The organism is Maribacter sp. 4U21 (genome assembly GCF_002742365.1).
Classification (GTDB): Bacteria; Bacteroidota; Bacteroidia; order Flavobacteriales; family Flavobacteriaceae; genus Maribacter.
This window is the reverse complement of sequence record NZ_MDGN01000038.1, coordinates 46650-63999: the sequence shown is the minus strand read 5'-3', so window position 1 is coordinate 63999 and position 17350 is coordinate 46650. Positions and strand designations below refer to the sequence as shown.

Below are 17350 nucleotides of genomic sequence, written 5' to 3'. Positions count from 1 at the left end.
CAAAAGGATAAATTTTTTGTGTTAGATTGGTTCTTTAAGATGTATTAAAACAAACTAGTTGGTCTCTTAGTGATATATTGAAGTGTTCAATTCACGACATGGGTTCAATCTATCGATGATTTTCCCTATAAAACGGCAATTTGATAATAGGAGCAATATTTGGGAAATTAAAAAAGCGACTAGATAGTCGGTTTTACTATTTTCCTATTCTAATCGATCAAATGCAGTTTCGAAACCTTCATTTGAGATTACCCAGCAAAAAATGCCTCTAGCTCCTTTAATGTTTCCGCAGAGGTCTGAATATCTTTGACCACTTCTCCTTTGTTTAAAACAACGATGCGTTCACAGACTTCCGTAACATGAATTAAATCATGGCTGGAAACCAAAATAGTAACATTATCCTTTGCCGCAAGGTCTTTAATAATGCTTTTTAAGCGTATTTGGGTGGTGGGGTCCAAGTTTGCGAAAGGTTCATCTAAAATTACGACTTCAGGGTTTCCAATAAAAGAGGCCACTATACCCGCCTTCTTCTGATTCCCTTTGGACAAATCTCTTAGATATTTCTTTTGTCCAAGTATTTCGCCGTGAAAAAAATCATCAAACTGCGCTAGCAAGGCATCAACATCTGCCTTATTGGCTCCCCTAAGATCTCCGATAAAATAAAAATATTCTTCCGGAGTTAAATATCCGATTAAGAATGTTTCATCAATAAAGGAAGAGGTAAATGGTTTCCAATCCTCACTAGTGTTTACCTGTACCTCATTATTTAATATATGTCCCGATGTTGGCTGAATTAAATCCAGAAGCAAACTAAAAAAAGTAGTCTTACCGGCACCATTGTTTCCGACAAGGCCAAAACTTTGACCCTTTGGAATTTGTAGATGATCAATGTTTAGAACAGTCTGTTTCCCGTACTTTTTTGTTAAGTTTTCTGTTGTTATCATAAAGTCATTAGTTTTTGCTTGCTTATTATCCGTTGTAGGGTTATGCTTGTTCTATCGTATTTAAGTCGTTGGCCAATGGCCCACCTGCTGTATCTTATCTCCTGTCTCCTGTCTCCTGTCTCCTGTCTCCTGTCTCCTGTCTCCTGTCTCCTGTCTCCTGTCTCCTGTCTCCTGTCTCTTAAAATCAACTAGCTTTCTCTTTAAATCCGGCAATCATCCCGTACTTCTTTTTTCTATATTGCTCGGTCACCAAATTCAATAAATAGTTCTTCATGGCAAAACCAATAATACCCAGTACGGATAAAACAATCACCGCGGCCTCAAAGGAAATAGCATAGTAAAAAATAGAGAATAGTACTATAGGAACTACTAACACTGGGAGCATCACCAAAAACTGCGTTGCACTGGTGCCCTGCATATTCCCGAACGGACTCTGATCCAATTCGATGCGCTTTTTGTTAAAGGAGCCAAAAAATAAAATGGCCGGTATATTTACTCCAAGATTGTACAATGCGCAGGCCAAGTTAATAGCCAGAGCCTCCCAACCAAAGTAAACGTAGGGTATGGTAAGTAAGAACATCACCACCACACTAACGGAAATCAACATTGCTTTAGACTCCAAATATTTTCGTAATGGAATATTTTGAGACATCATCATGGAATAATAACTGCTGTCCCACGCTGGAATGAACTGCCCAAAATTACTAAGGAAAATACCGGTCATAAATACGCCTAAAAATGCCTTCATAGGCATCATATCCGCATAAATATCCTGTGTGTAGAATATGAGCCCGTAAAAAACAAAGAGCAAGGAGATGAACACTTGTGATTTTGTTCTTTTATTTCTCCATATCATCTTTAAATCTAACTGCAAAAAAGTGCCCAACTCCCCAAACTTTTTAGTCCAAGCCAAATCGCTTGTGTTGGCTACCGTACTTTTAGCCTTTAAACTGGCATCCAAATATATTTTAGTGTTTAAAAATTTAAAATTGATGTAATAGATGAGTGCCGCTAATAACACAGGTACCAATACGGTCAGGGGATACGCATACAAAGCATGAAAAATAGGCCCAAAAAATGCTTTGATCGAAAATATCTGAAAATAGTCTAAGGCATAACCAACGACCAAAGCACCTACGATAACTATAAGGGCTTTATCATTCTTATTGATCAATAGGTTAATGTAGTTAACGCACAATACAATGGCCATAATGGCAATAACCCATAGGACCACATTCAAGGCGGGATATCCTTGAATGAGCAAAACAATGGCGAAAGGCACAAAAAAGAAAAGGGATAATAGGTTATAAATAGAGGCCCCTGACCGTCCTAGAATATAATGTGCGATAGAACTTTTCTTAACCGGCGTTGTTAAAAAGGGTTTAATGTCCATTACCGGTAATTTTTGCATGAAATAACGCAGAAAAAGCTCAATAAGAATCCAGTAGATAAAATATTGGCTTATAATCCACATCGGGTTCTGATCCGGAAATATTTTACGTAGAATAAAATACATTCCTCCGCCGGCACCAATGAGATAAAGGAGCATGATAAAACCAAAAAAGCCCATTACTATTTTTAAGCCAAGGCTCTTCCCGAAATTGGAAGAACGAAAAAATGACTTCCATTGTAGTGCAGCAAATTTTTTAAACATAAAGGTTGGTTTATGATATTCTGTTCATTGGTAATAGAAAAATGAATTTTGTTACAAGGAAGTCAATTTTTTTCAAAATGCAATTTTTTATCGCTCTTCCAATTCGTAATTTTGCCTTCCACTGAAAGAAGAACAGATTATGGCAGATTTTCATGCCCTTACGGTAAAGTCGATAAAGAAATTAACCCCTAGCTCGGTAGCGGTGACTTTTGCTATTCCAAAGGAACTTATTCGATCGTTTGCATTTACCGCAGGACAGTACATTACTATAAAGAAAGAAATAAAGGGAAAAGAACTCCGCAGGGCATACTCTATAAGTTCTTCCCCAAGAAAAGAGGATATTACCATTGGTATAAAAAAAGTGGACCGTGGTGGTTTTTCCGACTACGCCAATACCAAACTACAGGTTGGCGATGTGCTAGAAGTGATGCCGCCAGAGGGTCGTTTCACCTTCAAATCCTCCGAAGTTAAAAACATTGCTGCGTTTGCTGCTGGTAGCGGTATTACCCCTATCATGAGCATCGTAAAAACGGTATTAGATAGTAATCCGGCAAACAAATTTGTGCTTGTATATGGCAATAAGTCTTATGAAGAGACTATGTTCTATACGGATTTAGTAAAACTGGAACTGGATTATACCAATAGGTTTTTTGTTTACTTTACCAATAGTCAGGCTAAGGAAGATAAGGCCCTATTTGGCCGCATAGACACTTCTACCGTAAACTACGCTTTAAAGAATAAACATAAAGACCTAGATTTTGATGGCTATTACCTATGTGGTCCGGAACAAATGATCCATTTGGTAACCGACACCTTGGTAGAAAATGAGGTTACAAAAGACAAGATTCACTTTGAACTGTTCACCTCAACAGAAATAAAAGAAGAGCTGCCCGTAGCACCGGACGGAAAATCCACGGTCAAGGTCATTGTTGATGATGAGGAATTTGAAATCACCATGGATAAGAGCACTTTGGTCTTGGATGCCGTGTTAAAAGAAAACATCGATGCCCCGTATTCCTGTCAAGGTGGAGTTTGTAGTAGTTGTATCGCTAAAGTAAAGGAGGGTAAGGCAGAAATGGTTAAAAATCAAATCCTGACCGATGGTGAAATAGCGGATGGCTTTATCCTAACCTGCCAAGCACATCCTACGACACCTACCCTAACGGTGGATTATGATGATGTGTAGCCCTACTTCGACTGCGCTCAGCACGAGCCTATTCCCCAAAGGGGTATCTGCTGTGGATTAGACAGCACATTAATGCTTTTTTTACCAGAGTTGAAATCAGAAACGAGAAACCAACCATCCGAGTTCGGATTCTTTCCCTTAGGGGAAGCTAGAGGACGCGGCTCTTTTCAAACTCCCTAACGGCAGTTTCATAACCAATGGCATAGGCTTTTTCTAAGCCTTTTCTATCTAGAATTCCAATGTGTTCTAGTTCTTGTGGTTCGAATACTAAGTCGCACTTATCTATTTTGGCCCTATTGATCGCGTAGACCATCAATCCCGTAACCCTACCGGTTAATTGAATAGAATTGTTCAAATCCTTTTTCTGTAATTTAGAAACGATGGAAACATTACTTCCGATCACGCAATCTACTTTCTTCACCAAGGGTTCGGACGGAAAGTTGTTCATAATTCCACCATCCGCATATAGCATTCCTTTATACGTCACAGGGCTAAAAACAGGGGGCAGGGCCGCTGAGGCCAATAAAGGTTTTATAAGTTTGCCCGATGTTATGAACTCTTCCTCCCCTTGTTCCAAATTCGTAGCCACGACATGGAGTTCCCTCTGAAGACCTTCAAAACTATCATGCGGAAAATAGGCTTTGAAAATATTGACGTAACGCTCCGTATCTATTAATCCCGGTTTGGCCAGTGCAAAAAAGTTGTATTTAAAAAGAGGGGTCTCCTTAAAAAAACGCATCATATCCAAAACCGAATTTCCGTTCGCGTACAAAGCCCCGATTAAGGCCCCAACACTACTGCCGGCAACGATTTTGGCCTCCAGACCAAACTCTTCCATGGCTTTGATAACGCCAATGTGAGCCATACCGCGAACACCGCCACCGGAAAGGACAAGGCCTATCGACTTATTTTCAAATTGTGGAACTTTCATTAGGGTTTTGGTATAAAAAATGCCGTATAGCTTCAACACTATACGGCATCAAAATTAACCAAATCTAGTTACGAATCTATACCAAAGGCATAATAATAGGTGCTGCCATCTTCATAGATGCCTTCCAACATCACGCCACCTTTCTTATTTTCAAGCAATGTCGCCACATCGGATACTTTCTTCACTTTTTTACCGTCTATATGTGTGATGATAAAACCTTCTCGCATCTGGGTTTCCTTGCGTATTTTACCAGGATACAGTTTGGTTACACGCACACCGCCGTCTACATTCAGCTTCTTGGCCATTTCTTTATCCAAGGTTTCAAAATCGGCCCCTAGAAGATTCAAGATTTCCTTTTTCTCCTTTTTTACAATGTCCGTACTCCCTTTGGCATTTTCCAAGATAACCATTAGCTCTTTTTCTTTTCCGTTTCTACTTACGAGCAAATTCACCTCGTCCCCAGGTCTTTTTCCTGCGATAATTTCCTGTAATCTAGGAGAGGTCAGGGTCTTGGCCCCATCTACACTTAAAATAACATCTCCGGGCAACACTCCAGCCTTGTCGGCCGCACTATCTTCACCAACCTGTTCTACCCATACCCCGTTAGTGAAATCTACTTTTTTCTCCTTAGCTAAGGCGCCATCCATAGTGCGGATGGTTACACCCAACATACCTCTCTGCACCGTTCCGTATTTGAGAAGATCTTCCATGACTTTTGTAACAATATTACTGGGCACGGCAAAACCATATCCCGTATACGCTCCCGTGCTACTGGCAATAGCCGTATTTATTCCTATAAGGTCGCCGTTTAAATTTACCAGTGCACCACCACTATTCCCCGGATTTATTGCGGCATCGGTCTGAATAAAGCTTTCTACAGCGAATTTTTCGCGGTTAATATTGATACTTCTGGCCTTAGCGCTAACAATTCCCGCCGTTACGGTAGAATTAAGTCCCATGGGATTTCCTACGGCAAGCACCCATTCTCCCACCTCTACATCATCAGAATTTACCAAGGCCATAGTTTTAAGATTATCGGCATTTATCTGAAGTAAAGCGAGGTCCGTGGTGGGGTCGGTACCGATGACAGTAGCTTTATAGGACTCATTATTATAAAGCGTAACTTCTACCTCATCGGCATTTTCAATGACATGATTATTGGTAACGATATATCCTTTTTCGTTTATGATTACCCCAGAACCTGTTCCTATTCTTGGTTGTGACGGCATTCTTTGTGGAGATTGTCCTTTGAACATATCCCCGAAAAACTCTTTAAAAGGGTCCGGCAACGCCCTTGCACCCTGATTTCCATAAGAAGAACTCGTTTGAGTAGATTTAATATGTACTACGGCATCTAACACCTTATCCGTAGTTGCTGTAAAGTCCAAAGGGGTTATGTTCCCTTCGTTATCCGCGGTAAAAAGGACCTTTTTACCTTGTACCGCTGCTTTTTCAACTAGATTTACAGGGGTTTCTCTAAACATTTGGCTAGTCGCCCAAACCCCAAGACTTACTACTAAGGCTATTACAGCTGATAAGAGATATACTCTTGTTCCATTAATATTATCTGCTTGATGTCTCATTATTATAAGTTTTAAATTTTCGACATCAATTACAAATGGTATGCCAGAATATGCGCTGAAATCGCTAAAAAATCTTAAAATTCAATCGGTTTTTTGACTTTTTTTTAGACTGATGGGTCTGTTATTCGAATTTTTGAACCCAATAAATGTATCTTTTAGGTTTTACATCTTATTTATTGGAGGATTAACCGTCGCTATACGTCTAAAATGTGAGCTATCATATCTTAAAAACCGACCAATCGGTCTGTAGCTGTCAAAATGACATTATGTTAAAGTTTCAGTAGATGTAAGGTCTAAAAAGCATTCCGACCAAACCAGTACTAACTTTTTATCGTAAGTTTACCCAGACAAGTAAAACAAGCTTCTTGACAAAATTGAATAAAACTGCTATTCTGGTATTTACCAATTCCGCTAAAACGGAAATGGCACTTAAGCCCATACAACAAGGAGAAGCTTTATTTAACAAACTCACCCAAGAAACACTAAGGAAGGTAAAACGAACAGGGCTTCCCTATTTTCATATTTCTGAGAAGGAACAAAAGGGCCATACGTTCGGGGAGCGTTTCACCAAGGCTATACAGACCATTTTTGAAAACGGTTTTGAAAATGTTATAACCGTTGGTAATGATACGCCCCAACTAAGTACAGCGCATCTACTCAAGGCAAGCCATGCCCTACAAACAGGAAAAACCGTGCTGGGACCGTCCATAGATGGTGGGTTCTATTTGATGGGAATACATAAATCCAACTTTGACCAAGAAACTTTCAAAAGATTGCCTTGGCAACGATTTAGCCTGTTCAATAGAATTTCTACCCTTTTGGACGAAACGGACAACCTTCTGTTTCAGTTACCCCTTCTTAGCGATATTGATACCGTTGAGGATGTGAAGCGTCTTGCTTCATTCAGTAAATCGATTTCAACGGCCGTATTACAATTGTTAAGGGCACTTGTACGACAGGGAAAGATATTACCGATAATCGTTGCTTCTACTTACGACAAAATTCTTCTTCAGCAACCTTGCAATAAGGGTTCTCCGCTACTACTTCATTCCTAAGTTTTTTTAAATCGATGGAAATTTCCATCTAAATTACTATTTAATATTATAGCATTATATGAAGTATTTATTGTTAGCGATGACTATGGTCATGGCAACTATTACCACAGCACAACAGGACATTTCTGGAACTGTAACGGATGTAAATGGCATTGCCATACCCTATGTAAACGTGCAATTAAGCGGAACAAACAAAGGAACCATAACAAATGAAGAAGGCAAGTATAGCCTGGAAGTTCCAAATCTTTTAGGAGCACTTCAATTTTCGATTTTAGGGTTTGAAACACAGACGGTTCCCATTAACAATGTTGCAATTCTGAACGTTACCCTGGAGGAATCTTCTGAACAACTAAATGAGGTAGTACTCACCGCCCTTGGTCTTAAACGAGAGACCAAAGAATTGGGTTATGTGGTGCAAAGTTTAGATGCCAAAGGGGTTACAGAAGTTAAGGCGGTAAATTTTTTAGATAACCTAGCGGGGAAATTGGCCGGGGTAACGATTAACCAAGGAGCAACAGGGGTAGGTTCTTCCTCAAAAATCACCATTCGTGGGGAGGCCTCTTTTTCTAATAACAATCCGTTGTTTATTGTGGACGGTGTTCCCATAAACAACAATTCGGTCTTTAACTTTACCAACGAAGCGGCAGCGGGATTTCAAGAAGTAGATTTTGGTAATGGTGCCATGGAAGTAAATCCTGATGATATTGCCGAAGTATCCGTATTAAAAGGGCCCAGTGCAGCTGCCCTTTATGGTACAAGAGCTGCAAACGGCGTTATTGTTATTGAAACTAAAGACGGTTCTAAAAGCAAAGGTTTAGGCATAAGCTACAATACCAGTTTCTTTGTGGATTCTGCTTTTCAACTTCCAGACTTTCAAAACGAATTTGGGCAAGGCCAAGCAGGGGTTTTTGAATTTGTAGATGGCCTCGGTGGTGGAACCAGCGATAATATTACCTATAGTTGGGGACCTCGATTAGACGTTGGTAATTTAATTCCGCAATTTGATAGTCCGGTTACTTTACCAGACGGAACCGTAGTTCGCGGGGGAGACACTTCAGTATATAACGGACTTCCTATTACGCCCACAGAATTTCGTTCTAACCCGAGTAACCTGCGTGATTTTTACGAAACTGGGACAACAGCTATTAACAACCTAGCAATTTCGTCGGGCTTTGATAAGGGTAATTTTAGACTTTCTTTTACCGATTTACGCAGCGAAAGTATAATTCCTGGCGTAAATTTAGACAGACAGACTATATCTTCCCGTTTAAACTTTCGCCCAACCGATAAACTACAAATTAGGTCTAGCTTAAGTTACGTAAACTCCCAAAGTGATAACAGACCTTCTAACGGATACGGTTCCGAGAACGTGAATTACTCTTTGGTAGCATGGGGGCCACGGTCTCTTAATATTGATAGCTTACGCGATTATTGGCAACCCGGCCTGGAAGGTTTACAACAGTATTCTTTTAACTATACCTTTTTTGATAATCCGTTCTTTATACTTCAAGAAAACAGAAACTCTTTTAATAGAGATCGTGTTTTTGGTAATATATCTGCTTCTTATGATATCACCGATAAGCTATCTGCAACAGTACGCACTGGAATGGATTATTCTAGCGAACAACGCCAATTTAGAAGGGCCTTTAGCTCTAATCGTTTTAGCAATGGAGGTTATGCAGAACATGATGTTTTTTACAGAGAAATAAATACAGACTTTCTTTTAAACTACAACAATGCCTTTGGCGATTTTAAGGTTGATGTTTCCCTTGGCGGAAATCGTCTGGACCAAAAAGCCTTCACGGGTCAGTCCCAGACGACAAGTTTAGCGCAACCGGGGATTTTTAGATTGAGCAACGCGGCATCACCGATTGAAGTTTTTGAGTTTGAATCCAATAAGCGTATCAATAGTTTTTACGGTTTAGCCAAGTTTGGATACAAAGATTACTTGTTTCTGGATATTACAGGACGTAACGATTGGTCCAGTGCCCTGGCAACGCCTTTTTCTGTGGACAATGTGTCGTTTTTCTACCCATCGGTATCCACAAGTTTTATTTTATCTAACGTAACGGAGTTACCCCAAGCAATTTCCTTTGCTAAACTGCGTGCCAGTTATGCACAGGTGGGTAACGACACCAATCCGTACCAGACTACCGGAGCTTTTATTGCACAGACTCCTTTTAACGGTCAGCCTACCTTTAGTGACCAGAACCTTATTGCGAACCCTAATTTAAGACCGGAACAAACCGCTGCGATTGAAGTTGGCGCGGATATCCGATTCTTTGGGGACAGACTCAATTTAGATATCTCTTACTATAATGCAGTAACCAAAGACCAGATTATATCACTGCCCATTGGTATATCATCAGGATTTACGCAACAAGTAGTTAACGGTGGTAAAGTACGTTCAAAAGGTGTGGAGCTCATATTAGGTGCAACGCCGGTAGTAACTCAAAATTTTAAATGGAACAGTACAGTAAACTTTAGTACAAATCGCTCTACCGTAGAAGATTTACCACAAGACGACGGGCGTTTAACCTTGGCTTTTTCCAGAATCTACGACAGTCAAAACCAAGCGGTATTTGTACAAGTAGAAGAAGGTGGCCGTATTGGGGATTTGTACGGGACAGGATACTTAAAAAACGAAAATGGCGATTTTATCCTCACCGATGAAGGCAGATATATTCCAGATAACACCTTACAAAACCTAGGGAATTCCAATCCGGATTTTATGGTAGGTTTCAATAACCAGTTCAACTATAAGAAATGGGATTTAGGCTTTCTGCTAGATTGGCGCCAAGGAGGCATTATTGTTTCTAGAACCCGTGCCTTAGGAAATGTTGGTGGTCAATTAGCAGAGACGGCATTTAGACCGGAAGAGGGTATTGTACCGCAAGGTGTTGTTAATACAGGTACGGAAGAAAATCCGGTTTTTACTCCGAATACTACAGCGGTTACCGCAGAAAGTTTTTACCGACAGTTTTACGATAGAAACCACGAAGAGAACAACACTTATGACGCGTCGTTTTTAAAACTGCGCCAATTTTCAGTTGGCTATACTTTTGATAATTTGAGGTTTTTACAGCAAGATGCGAGTTTGCGATTATCGCTTATCGGTAGAAATTTATTCGCTATCACCGAAAATCCACATTTTGACCCAGAGCAACTAGCCGTTCAAGGGCAAGGATTTGTAAGTGGTATCGAAGATATGTCCTATGCCACCACAAGAAGTATTGGTTTTAAAGCCGGGTTTAATTTTTAATAAGATGATGATGAAATTTATATATAATACAGTGATGCAAAGGCTTTCTGCCCTAGATAGAAGTGGGTGGATCGCCCAAGTCCTGAGAATGGTAACAATACTTAATAATACCGTAACGTACAAAAACAACACACCCCTTACTCCCCTCTTTTTAGAGGGGAAACTAATGCGAAATCCCTTCCCTCCTAAAAAGGAGGGATTGAGGGAGGTGTTCATGCTTATAAAAATGTTGCCGTTATTCTTGGTAATCTTCTCCTGCACCAAGGACTTCCAAGAAATCAATACCAACCCCAACCAACCGGTTGCCGTGCAGTCTAGTTTATTGTTAAGACAGGTAATTTATGATTATGGGGAGCAGATGTCTTACGAAGGTTTTACCGCAGGCGATTTATTGGGACAGTATAGAACGGCCTTAGATTTTAATCTGTTTGACCGTCACGATTTAAAATCGCCTCAATTGGGAGGTAATCCATGGCCTATTTTGTACACCAATCTTAGGGATAACGAAGAGATTTTACGTTTGGCTCTAGAGAACCCCACCTTTGAGGTATATGAAGGGCCTTCTCGCATTTTAAAAGCCTATATGGCGGGGGCCTTAACGGATATTTTTGGGGATGTGCCTTATTCCGAAGGTTTTCAAGGTAAAGACATAACGGTTACACCCGTTTACGATAACCAAGAAAACATTTACCTAGCCGAAGATGGTATTTTTGATAATCTTGAAAAGGGAATTGCTGCCATTGAAGCTTATACAGGCACCATTCCTTTAGAGGGAGATATTCTCTTTGCAGGCGACCTACGGGGATGGGTGCGTTTTGCGAAGTCGCTTCAGATTAAATTTTTAATGCGCACTTCCAATGTTCAAGATAACGCAACGGCCTTGCAAACACTTTTTGATGATGCGGATTTTATAAGTGCCAACAGCCAAAATGCAACTTTTGATTTTAATGATGGGGAGCCCAATAACTTTCGTTTAGCGCGTTTACGAATTGGAGATTTCAACAACTTTGTGCTTTCTGAAACAATGGACGAAATTCTAACCGATTTGAACGACCCAAGAATTACAACATTCTTCCGTCCGTTTTCCAATAGTGATGCTGGAGAATTCAATGGTTTATTAAACGGCGTAGATGCCACGCAAAATGCGGTGGTCTTAGCCGATTTCTCTTTGGCAGGAACAAATTTTAGAGAGGCGACTAGCGCTTTAGACGCGAATTTTATGACCAGTTGGGAAACTCACTTTTTATTAGCGGAGGCGGCAGCACGTGGTTTTATTAGCGCGGATGCGCAAGCTTTATACGAAACTGGAGTAACCCAAGCTTTTGACTATTGGAATACGGAATTACCAACAAATTATCTAAGTACGGATGGTGCATTTAATAATGGAGACGTCATAGAAAACATTATTACCCAAAAATGGATAGCGAACATCATCAATGGATATGAAGGGTGGATTGAATACCGAAGGACTGGCTTTCCACGATTAAAAACGATTTCGGCTAGTTTAAATAATGATTTGCTTCCTGTTCGTATGCCTTACCCAGCAGAAGAACAAGCATTGAATGCAGTAAATTATGAAGCTGCGGCGGCCAGAACGGATGGGAACAGTATTAATATGCCTGTTTGGTGGGACTCGCAAAGCGAGAATTAATTTATTTAAAGTGTAATTGCATTGTTCCCTGATGCTGAGCTTAGTCGATGTCTAAGGGGACTTTAAAGTTGTAAAATTGATAATAAAAATGACTGAGATACAATTTTGGCAATGGGGTCTTGTGATAACATCAAGTTTGGTGCTATTCTTCCTTTCTCCATTGGCTAAAAATACCATTCAGTTTTTTAAAGCGGTTCAAAGGAAGAAAACCCCGAATACCTTTATGCTAATGGGGAGTTTGGTTATATCTTGGATATTCGCCAAAAGCATCACCAATGCAGCAAATCTAGGATTGGATTATGGTATTGTGGGCGGAGTAGCCTATGCTGCGTATTACTTGTCTTTCGCCGTTGCGGGTATAGTCATTTACAGAATGCGTCTCCATGGAAAATACATTAGTATTCATCATTTTTTGACTTCCAAATTTGGAAAAGGAGCTGTTGCTGTGTTCTCTATTTTAATTGCCATTCGCCTGTTTAATGAAGTATGGAGTAACACCATGGTTATTGGCTCTTATTTCGGCGATATGGGTTCTGGTCCGTATTACTGGTCTATTTTGGTTTTCACAGGATTAACCCTTGCCTATGTTTTAAAAGGCGGGATGAGTAGTTCTATTTTTACCGATGTGCTTCAAATGGGTTTGTTCGGTATTTTACTCTTGGTAATTCTGGGTGCTATTTTTACTTCAGAAGACCAATTCACGCCAACACAGGCACTAAAATCTGGTGTTTGGTCTTTTGATATGGGCTTGAATTTATTTTTTGCAGCAGTCTTACAATCATTCAGTTATCCTTTTCATGACCCTGTTTTAACGGATAGGGGCTTTTTAAGTAATCCTAGAATTACACTAAAAAGTTTTCTTTGGGCAAGTGTAGTAGGTGGAATTTGTATTGTATTGTTCAGTATAATCGGGATATATGCACAGGCACAAGGCATGCAAGGGCAAGCGGCAGTAGAAGTGGGGAAGGCTTTTGGCGTAGTACTTTTACTGGTTATCAATTTTATCATGATTACCTCAGCGGCCTCTACTTTAGATTCTACCTTTTCGTCCTTCTCCAAATTATTGGCCATTGATTTAAATTTGGGTGACTCCCTGAAGTTTGGGCGCTGGTCCATGGTCGCCATTGCCGTCTTAGGAACTATTCCAGTCTTTTTGGATGCCGAAATACTTTCTGCCACCACCATAAGCGGCACTATGGTTATCGGTTTAACCCCAGTATTTTTGTTCTGGAGAGACAGTGTGCCAAAAATCAGTTTTCACTTAAGTGTATTTTGTGGGATTTTATTCGGATTTTTGCTGATTTTCAGCTGGTTCCCAGAATCACTGATATTCACAACAGGAAAATACGCAGACTTACTGTGGATCAATTTCTGGGGAATTTTAAGTTGTATAGTACTTTACTTTATACCTAAATGGATAAGGATATAGCACATATCGGCACAAAGACCGGAAAGCTTTTGCTTTTTGGTGGCGTCTATAGCAATCTACAGGCTTTAGAGCAGCTTATTTCTATTGCCAAGGAAGAAGATATCCTTGCAGAGAACTGTATTTGTACGGGCGATATCACAGGCTACTGCCCGCAACCCGAAGAAACCGTAACAGCCTTTAGAGATTGGGGCGCTTTAAGTATCGCCGGTAACGTAGAGTTGCAGCTGGCTAACGACAGTGAAGATTGTGGATGCGATTTTAAGGCTGGTGGCCGCTGCGATAGTTTTTCCAAACTGTGGTTTCCTTATACGAAGGGCCACTTATCACAGGATTCTTTGGACTACATTGCTACCCTGCCGGAATATATCAGTTTTGATTTTGGAGAAAAAAAAGTAACCGTAGTTCATGGTAATTATGGAAATACATCGGAATTTATATTTCAATCTAATGCCGATACCAGCAAGCAAAAATGTTTTGAGGACACCAAAAGTGATGTGATTATTGCAGGGCATTGCGGACTTCCTTTTCATCAGTCTATAAAAGAAAAGTTGTGGTTAAACCCCGGGGTTATAGGCATGCCAGCAAATGACGGCACCACTCGGGTCTGGTATATGCTCTTAGAAATTCAAGAGGGCGAAATAAAATATACTTATCGGTCTTTTGAATATGATTACAACACTACCCAACAATTAATGTATAAAAACCATCTGCCTGAAGCATATGCAGATACGCTATCTTCAGGGCTTTGGGATAATATGGAAATCCTACCCGAGGTGGAAAAAATGGGACAGGGGATTCCGATTTATTTAGATACTACAAAACAAAATACAGCACCTAAAACACAGAAAAAAATGGCAGATACGTATTACAATCCTAAAGATTTACGAAAATTTGGAAAAATCACGGAATGGAGCGAAGAGCTTGGCACTAAGTTTTTTGACTATTACGGTAAGGTTTTTGAAGAAGGCGCACTAAGTGCTAGGGAGAAGTCATTAATAGCACTAGCGGTTTCGCACGTTGTAAAATGTCCGTACTGTATAGATGCCTATACCAAAGACGGTCTGCAAAAAGGAATTACCAAAGAAGAAATGATGGAGGCAGTACATGTTGGTGCAGCTATTGAAAGCGGCGCAACCTTAGTGCACGGGGTGCAGATGATGAATAAGTATGATAAACTGAGTATGTAAAATAGTTTACAGTTGTTGGATATTTACTGACAACCATCAACGAGCAACAAACAACAAAAAAGAAATGGCTACAAAATCATTAAAAGCAAAAGGAAACGAGCTTGCACAAAGTAACCGTCAGCTCGATATTTTAAACGGAGGCATCTTTGCCGATGGAGAACTCCCTTATTTTAAGGATAAGATTGGGGAAATAGGGCATTTTCCGCTGCGTCCTAAAAAGTTGGAAATCCTTCAGATTAATGTGGGGTATATGTGCAACCAAGTGTGTGAACATTGCCACGTAGATGCCGGTCCGGACCGAAAGGAAATCATGACCCGCGAAACTATGAAGCAGTGTCTTGAGGTAATTAAAAATACAGGGGCGCACACCTTGGATTTAACAGGTGGTGCACCAGAAATGAATCCTGATTTTGAATGGTTTGTAGAAGAAGCTGCCAAAGCGGGAATCAAAGACTTTATCGTACGTTCTAACCTTACCATCATTAGGGCGAATAAAAAATACTACCATCTACCAGATTTCTTCAAAAAACACAATGTGCATGTGATTTCCTCTATGCCACATTATACGCGTGGAAAAACGGATAAGCAACGTGGAGACGGTGTTTTTGATAAGTCGATAAAAGCCTTGCAGGAACTCAATGCGCGTGGTTACGGAATGCCAGGCAGCGATTTGCGATTAGATTTAGTCTATAACCCATCGGGAGCCTATTTGCCGGGCGACCAAATGGCCATGGAAAAGGACTTTAAAAAGGCTTTAGATGAGGATTTTGGAATTCAGTTCCATAACCTCTTTGCCATTACAAACTTGCCTATTGCTCGTTTCTTAGACTACCTCATCGCCTCAGAAAATTATGAGGACTATATGTATGCTTTGGTTGAAGCTTATAACCCCTCTGCTGTAGCAAATGTAATGTGTACCAATACTATATCCATTAGTTGGGACGGTTGGCTATATGATTGTGATTTTAACCAGATGTTAGACCTTAAAGTAGCTAGTAAAGTAAAACACATTAAAGACTATAATGAAGATTTGCTAAACGATAGAAACATCATTATTTCACAGCACTGTTATGGTTGTACCGCAGGTGCAGGAAGCAGTTGTCAAGGGACGGTGGCGTAAGAGCCTCCCCTAGCCCTTCCGAAGGAGGGGGAATTATTTTCATCCATATCACAAAAACTTTTCTTTATAAAACTTTAACAACACCAAAGTAATCATTTTTCGTTTATTTCGTTTAATTTTATAGTCTCGAAAAAACCCGTCACGACCTATGAATACTTTTAAGAACATAAATAAACCCTCTAAAGACGAACAGAGGATAGCCATAGAATCTTATGATGCGCTTGCTGCTGTTATCAAAGAATTGAAATCTAAAAATCCAGAGATTGAAATTGAGGAAACCCAAGAGCGTATAAAAATTCCAATAAGTGCTTTAAAGCTTTTAGGTGATATTTTAGAAGCCATGAGCCAAGGCAAACCATTTTCCTTAGTGCCTTTTGCAACAGAAGTCACTACCCAAAAGGCCGCTGAAATGTTAGGTTGTTCCAGACCTCATTTTGTAAAGTTGTTAGAAGATGGCGAAATAGATTTTACTAAAGTTGGCAAGCATCGTCGTATAAAGTTTGAAGATGTGATGGAATACAAAAGAAAGATGAAAGCCAAGCAGAAAAAGCGCATCATCGACATTATGAAATCTGACGAAGAGCTAGGTTTGTATGATTCATAGTGTTCGTTTTATTTGTGTACTAGACACCAATGTTATCTATCCCATAGAAATTAGGGATTTACTCTTTTGGTTTGCTCATTACGACTTGTACACCCCTAAATGGAGTGAACATATTTTTGATGAATGGCGAGATGTAATGAAACGAAAAGCCATAACAGATAAGGAAGCAATAAAACGAGTGAATAATGCTAACCTTGCCTTTCCAGATGCTTTAGTGACCAATTATACTGGCTTAATCTCAGGATTAGAATTGCCAGATCCAAAAGATTGCCATGTTTTGGCGGCGGCCATAAAAACCAATGCCAATGTCATAGTTACAAATAACATCAAGGACTTCCCTAAAGACTACTTATCTTCTTATGGACTTAGCGCTAAAACAGCAGATGATTTTCTTACAGATATCATTGACTTAAATCCTGATGAAGCCACAAAAGCATTTAAAGAAATGGTACTTAATAGAAGAAATCCAGATTTAGATGAATTTGAACTATTACATATTCTAAGAAACCGAGGGCTCATTGATACCGCAGATTTTCTACATTCGCAGCTTTAAAACTATCATAATTTCAATTTCTGTAGTGAAATAATAACTTTTCCTTGTCCTTTTGACCAGAAAAGAAAGCACTTGAACCGACCGGGCGGTCGGTTTATATTTCAGAAAACTAGGTAGTACGTCGATATTATGAACTTTGACCGATAATTTCCGTACGTATGTCCAATTATCATCCCTGGAAATGCAATGTG

General features: G+C 39.9%; 13 protein-coding genes and 1 pseudogene. 10 read left to right on the top strand and 4 right to left on the bottom strand.

What is annotated here, in order from left to right; genetic code table 11:
- Positions 1–248: 248 nt before the first annotated feature.
- Together BFP77_RS07395 and BFP77_RS07390 are read right to left on the bottom strand one after the other, a co-directional pair.
- Positions 249–944 carry an ABC transporter ATP-binding protein gene (locus BFP77_RS07395; protein ID WP_099573396.1) on the bottom strand — a complete coding sequence of 232 codons (696 nt, stop codon included), beginning with the start codon at positions 942–944 and terminating at the stop codon, positions 249–251.
- A 184-nt stretch (positions 945–1128) separates the two neighbouring features.
- Positions 1129–2598: a DUF5687 family protein gene (locus BFP77_RS07390; protein WP_099573395.1), complete on the bottom strand. Its 1470-nt coding sequence runs from the start codon at positions 2596–2598 to the stop codon at positions 1129–1131.
- Positions 2599–2737: 139 nt separating this feature from the next.
- On the opposite strand from BFP77_RS07390, the gene BFP77_RS07385 reads away from it, so the two are divergent.
- Positions 2738–3784, top strand: coding sequence for a ferredoxin--NADP reductase (locus tag BFP77_RS07385; protein WP_099573394.1), 1047 nt, complete (start codon positions 2738–2740; stop codon positions 3782–3784).
- Positions 3785–3932: 148 nt separating this feature from the next.
- Here BFP77_RS07385 and BFP77_RS07380 read toward each other — a convergent pair whose 3' ends face one another.
- Positions 3933–4715 (bottom strand): patatin-like phospholipase family protein, encoded by a 783-nt coding sequence (locus tag BFP77_RS07380; RefSeq protein ID WP_099573504.1) that lies wholly within the window; start codon positions 4713–4715, stop codon positions 3933–3935.
- Positions 4716–4783: 68 nt separating this feature from the next.
- Complete coding sequence (locus BFP77_RS07375) at positions 4784–6298, bottom strand: Do family serine endopeptidase (protein WP_099573393.1); 1515 nt, start codon at positions 6296–6298, stop codon at positions 4784–4786.
- 365 nt (positions 6299–6663) lie between these two features.
- Here BFP77_RS07375 and BFP77_RS07370 point away from each other — a divergent pair, with 365 nt between their 5' ends.
- From BFP77_RS07370 to BFP77_RS07330, 9 genes and pseudogenes are all read left to right on the top strand, one after another.
- Complete coding sequence (locus tag BFP77_RS07370; protein WP_099573392.1) at positions 6664–7353, top strand: TIGR04282 family arsenosugar biosynthesis glycosyltransferase; 690 nt, start codon at positions 6664–6666, stop codon at positions 7351–7353.
- A gap of 58 nt (positions 7354–7411) precedes the next feature.
- Positions 7412–10615, top strand: coding sequence for a SusC/RagA family TonB-linked outer membrane protein (locus tag BFP77_RS07365; protein ID WP_099573391.1), 3204 nt, complete (start codon positions 7412–7414; stop codon positions 10613–10615).
- A 214-nt stretch (positions 10616–10829) separates the two neighbouring features.
- On the top strand, positions 10830–12266 hold the full coding sequence (locus BFP77_RS07360; protein WP_099573503.1) for a SusD/RagB family nutrient-binding outer membrane lipoprotein: 1437 nt from the start codon (positions 10830–10832) through the stop codon (positions 12264–12266).
- A gap of 88 nt (positions 12267–12354) precedes the next feature.
- Complete coding sequence (locus BFP77_RS07355) at positions 12355–13695, top strand: sodium:solute symporter (RefSeq protein WP_099573390.1); 1341 nt, start codon at positions 12355–12357, stop codon at positions 13693–13695.
- A pseudogene (locus BFP77_RS07350) lies at positions 13680–14315 on the top strand (metallophosphoesterase family protein); the annotation flags it as partial. The gene BFP77_RS07355 and the pseudogene BFP77_RS07350, both read left to right, overlap by 16 nt.
- Positions 14316–14546: 231 nt before the next feature.
- Entirely contained in the window at positions 14547–14882 is a 336-nt protein-coding gene (locus tag BFP77_RS07345; RefSeq protein ID WP_099573502.1) for an arsenosugar biosynthesis-associated peroxidase-like protein, read from the top strand.
- Between the two features lie 64 nt (positions 14883–14946).
- Positions 14947–16002: an arsenosugar biosynthesis radical SAM (seleno)protein ArsS gene (gene arsS, locus BFP77_RS07340; RefSeq protein WP_099573389.1), complete on the top strand. Its 1056-nt coding sequence runs from the start codon at positions 14947–14949 to the stop codon at positions 16000–16002.
- Between the two features lie 148 nt (positions 16003–16150).
- Positions 16151–16606 carry a helix-turn-helix domain-containing protein gene (locus BFP77_RS07335; protein WP_099573388.1) on the top strand — a complete coding sequence of 152 codons (456 nt, stop codon included), beginning with the start codon at positions 16151–16153 and terminating at the stop codon, positions 16604–16606.
- Positions 16596–17159, top strand: coding sequence for a PIN domain-containing protein (locus BFP77_RS07330; protein WP_099573387.1), 564 nt, complete (start codon positions 16596–16598; stop codon positions 17157–17159). The genes BFP77_RS07335 and BFP77_RS07330 overlap by 11 nt, the downstream gene beginning before the upstream one ends.
- Positions 17160–17350 lie beyond the last annotated feature (191 nt).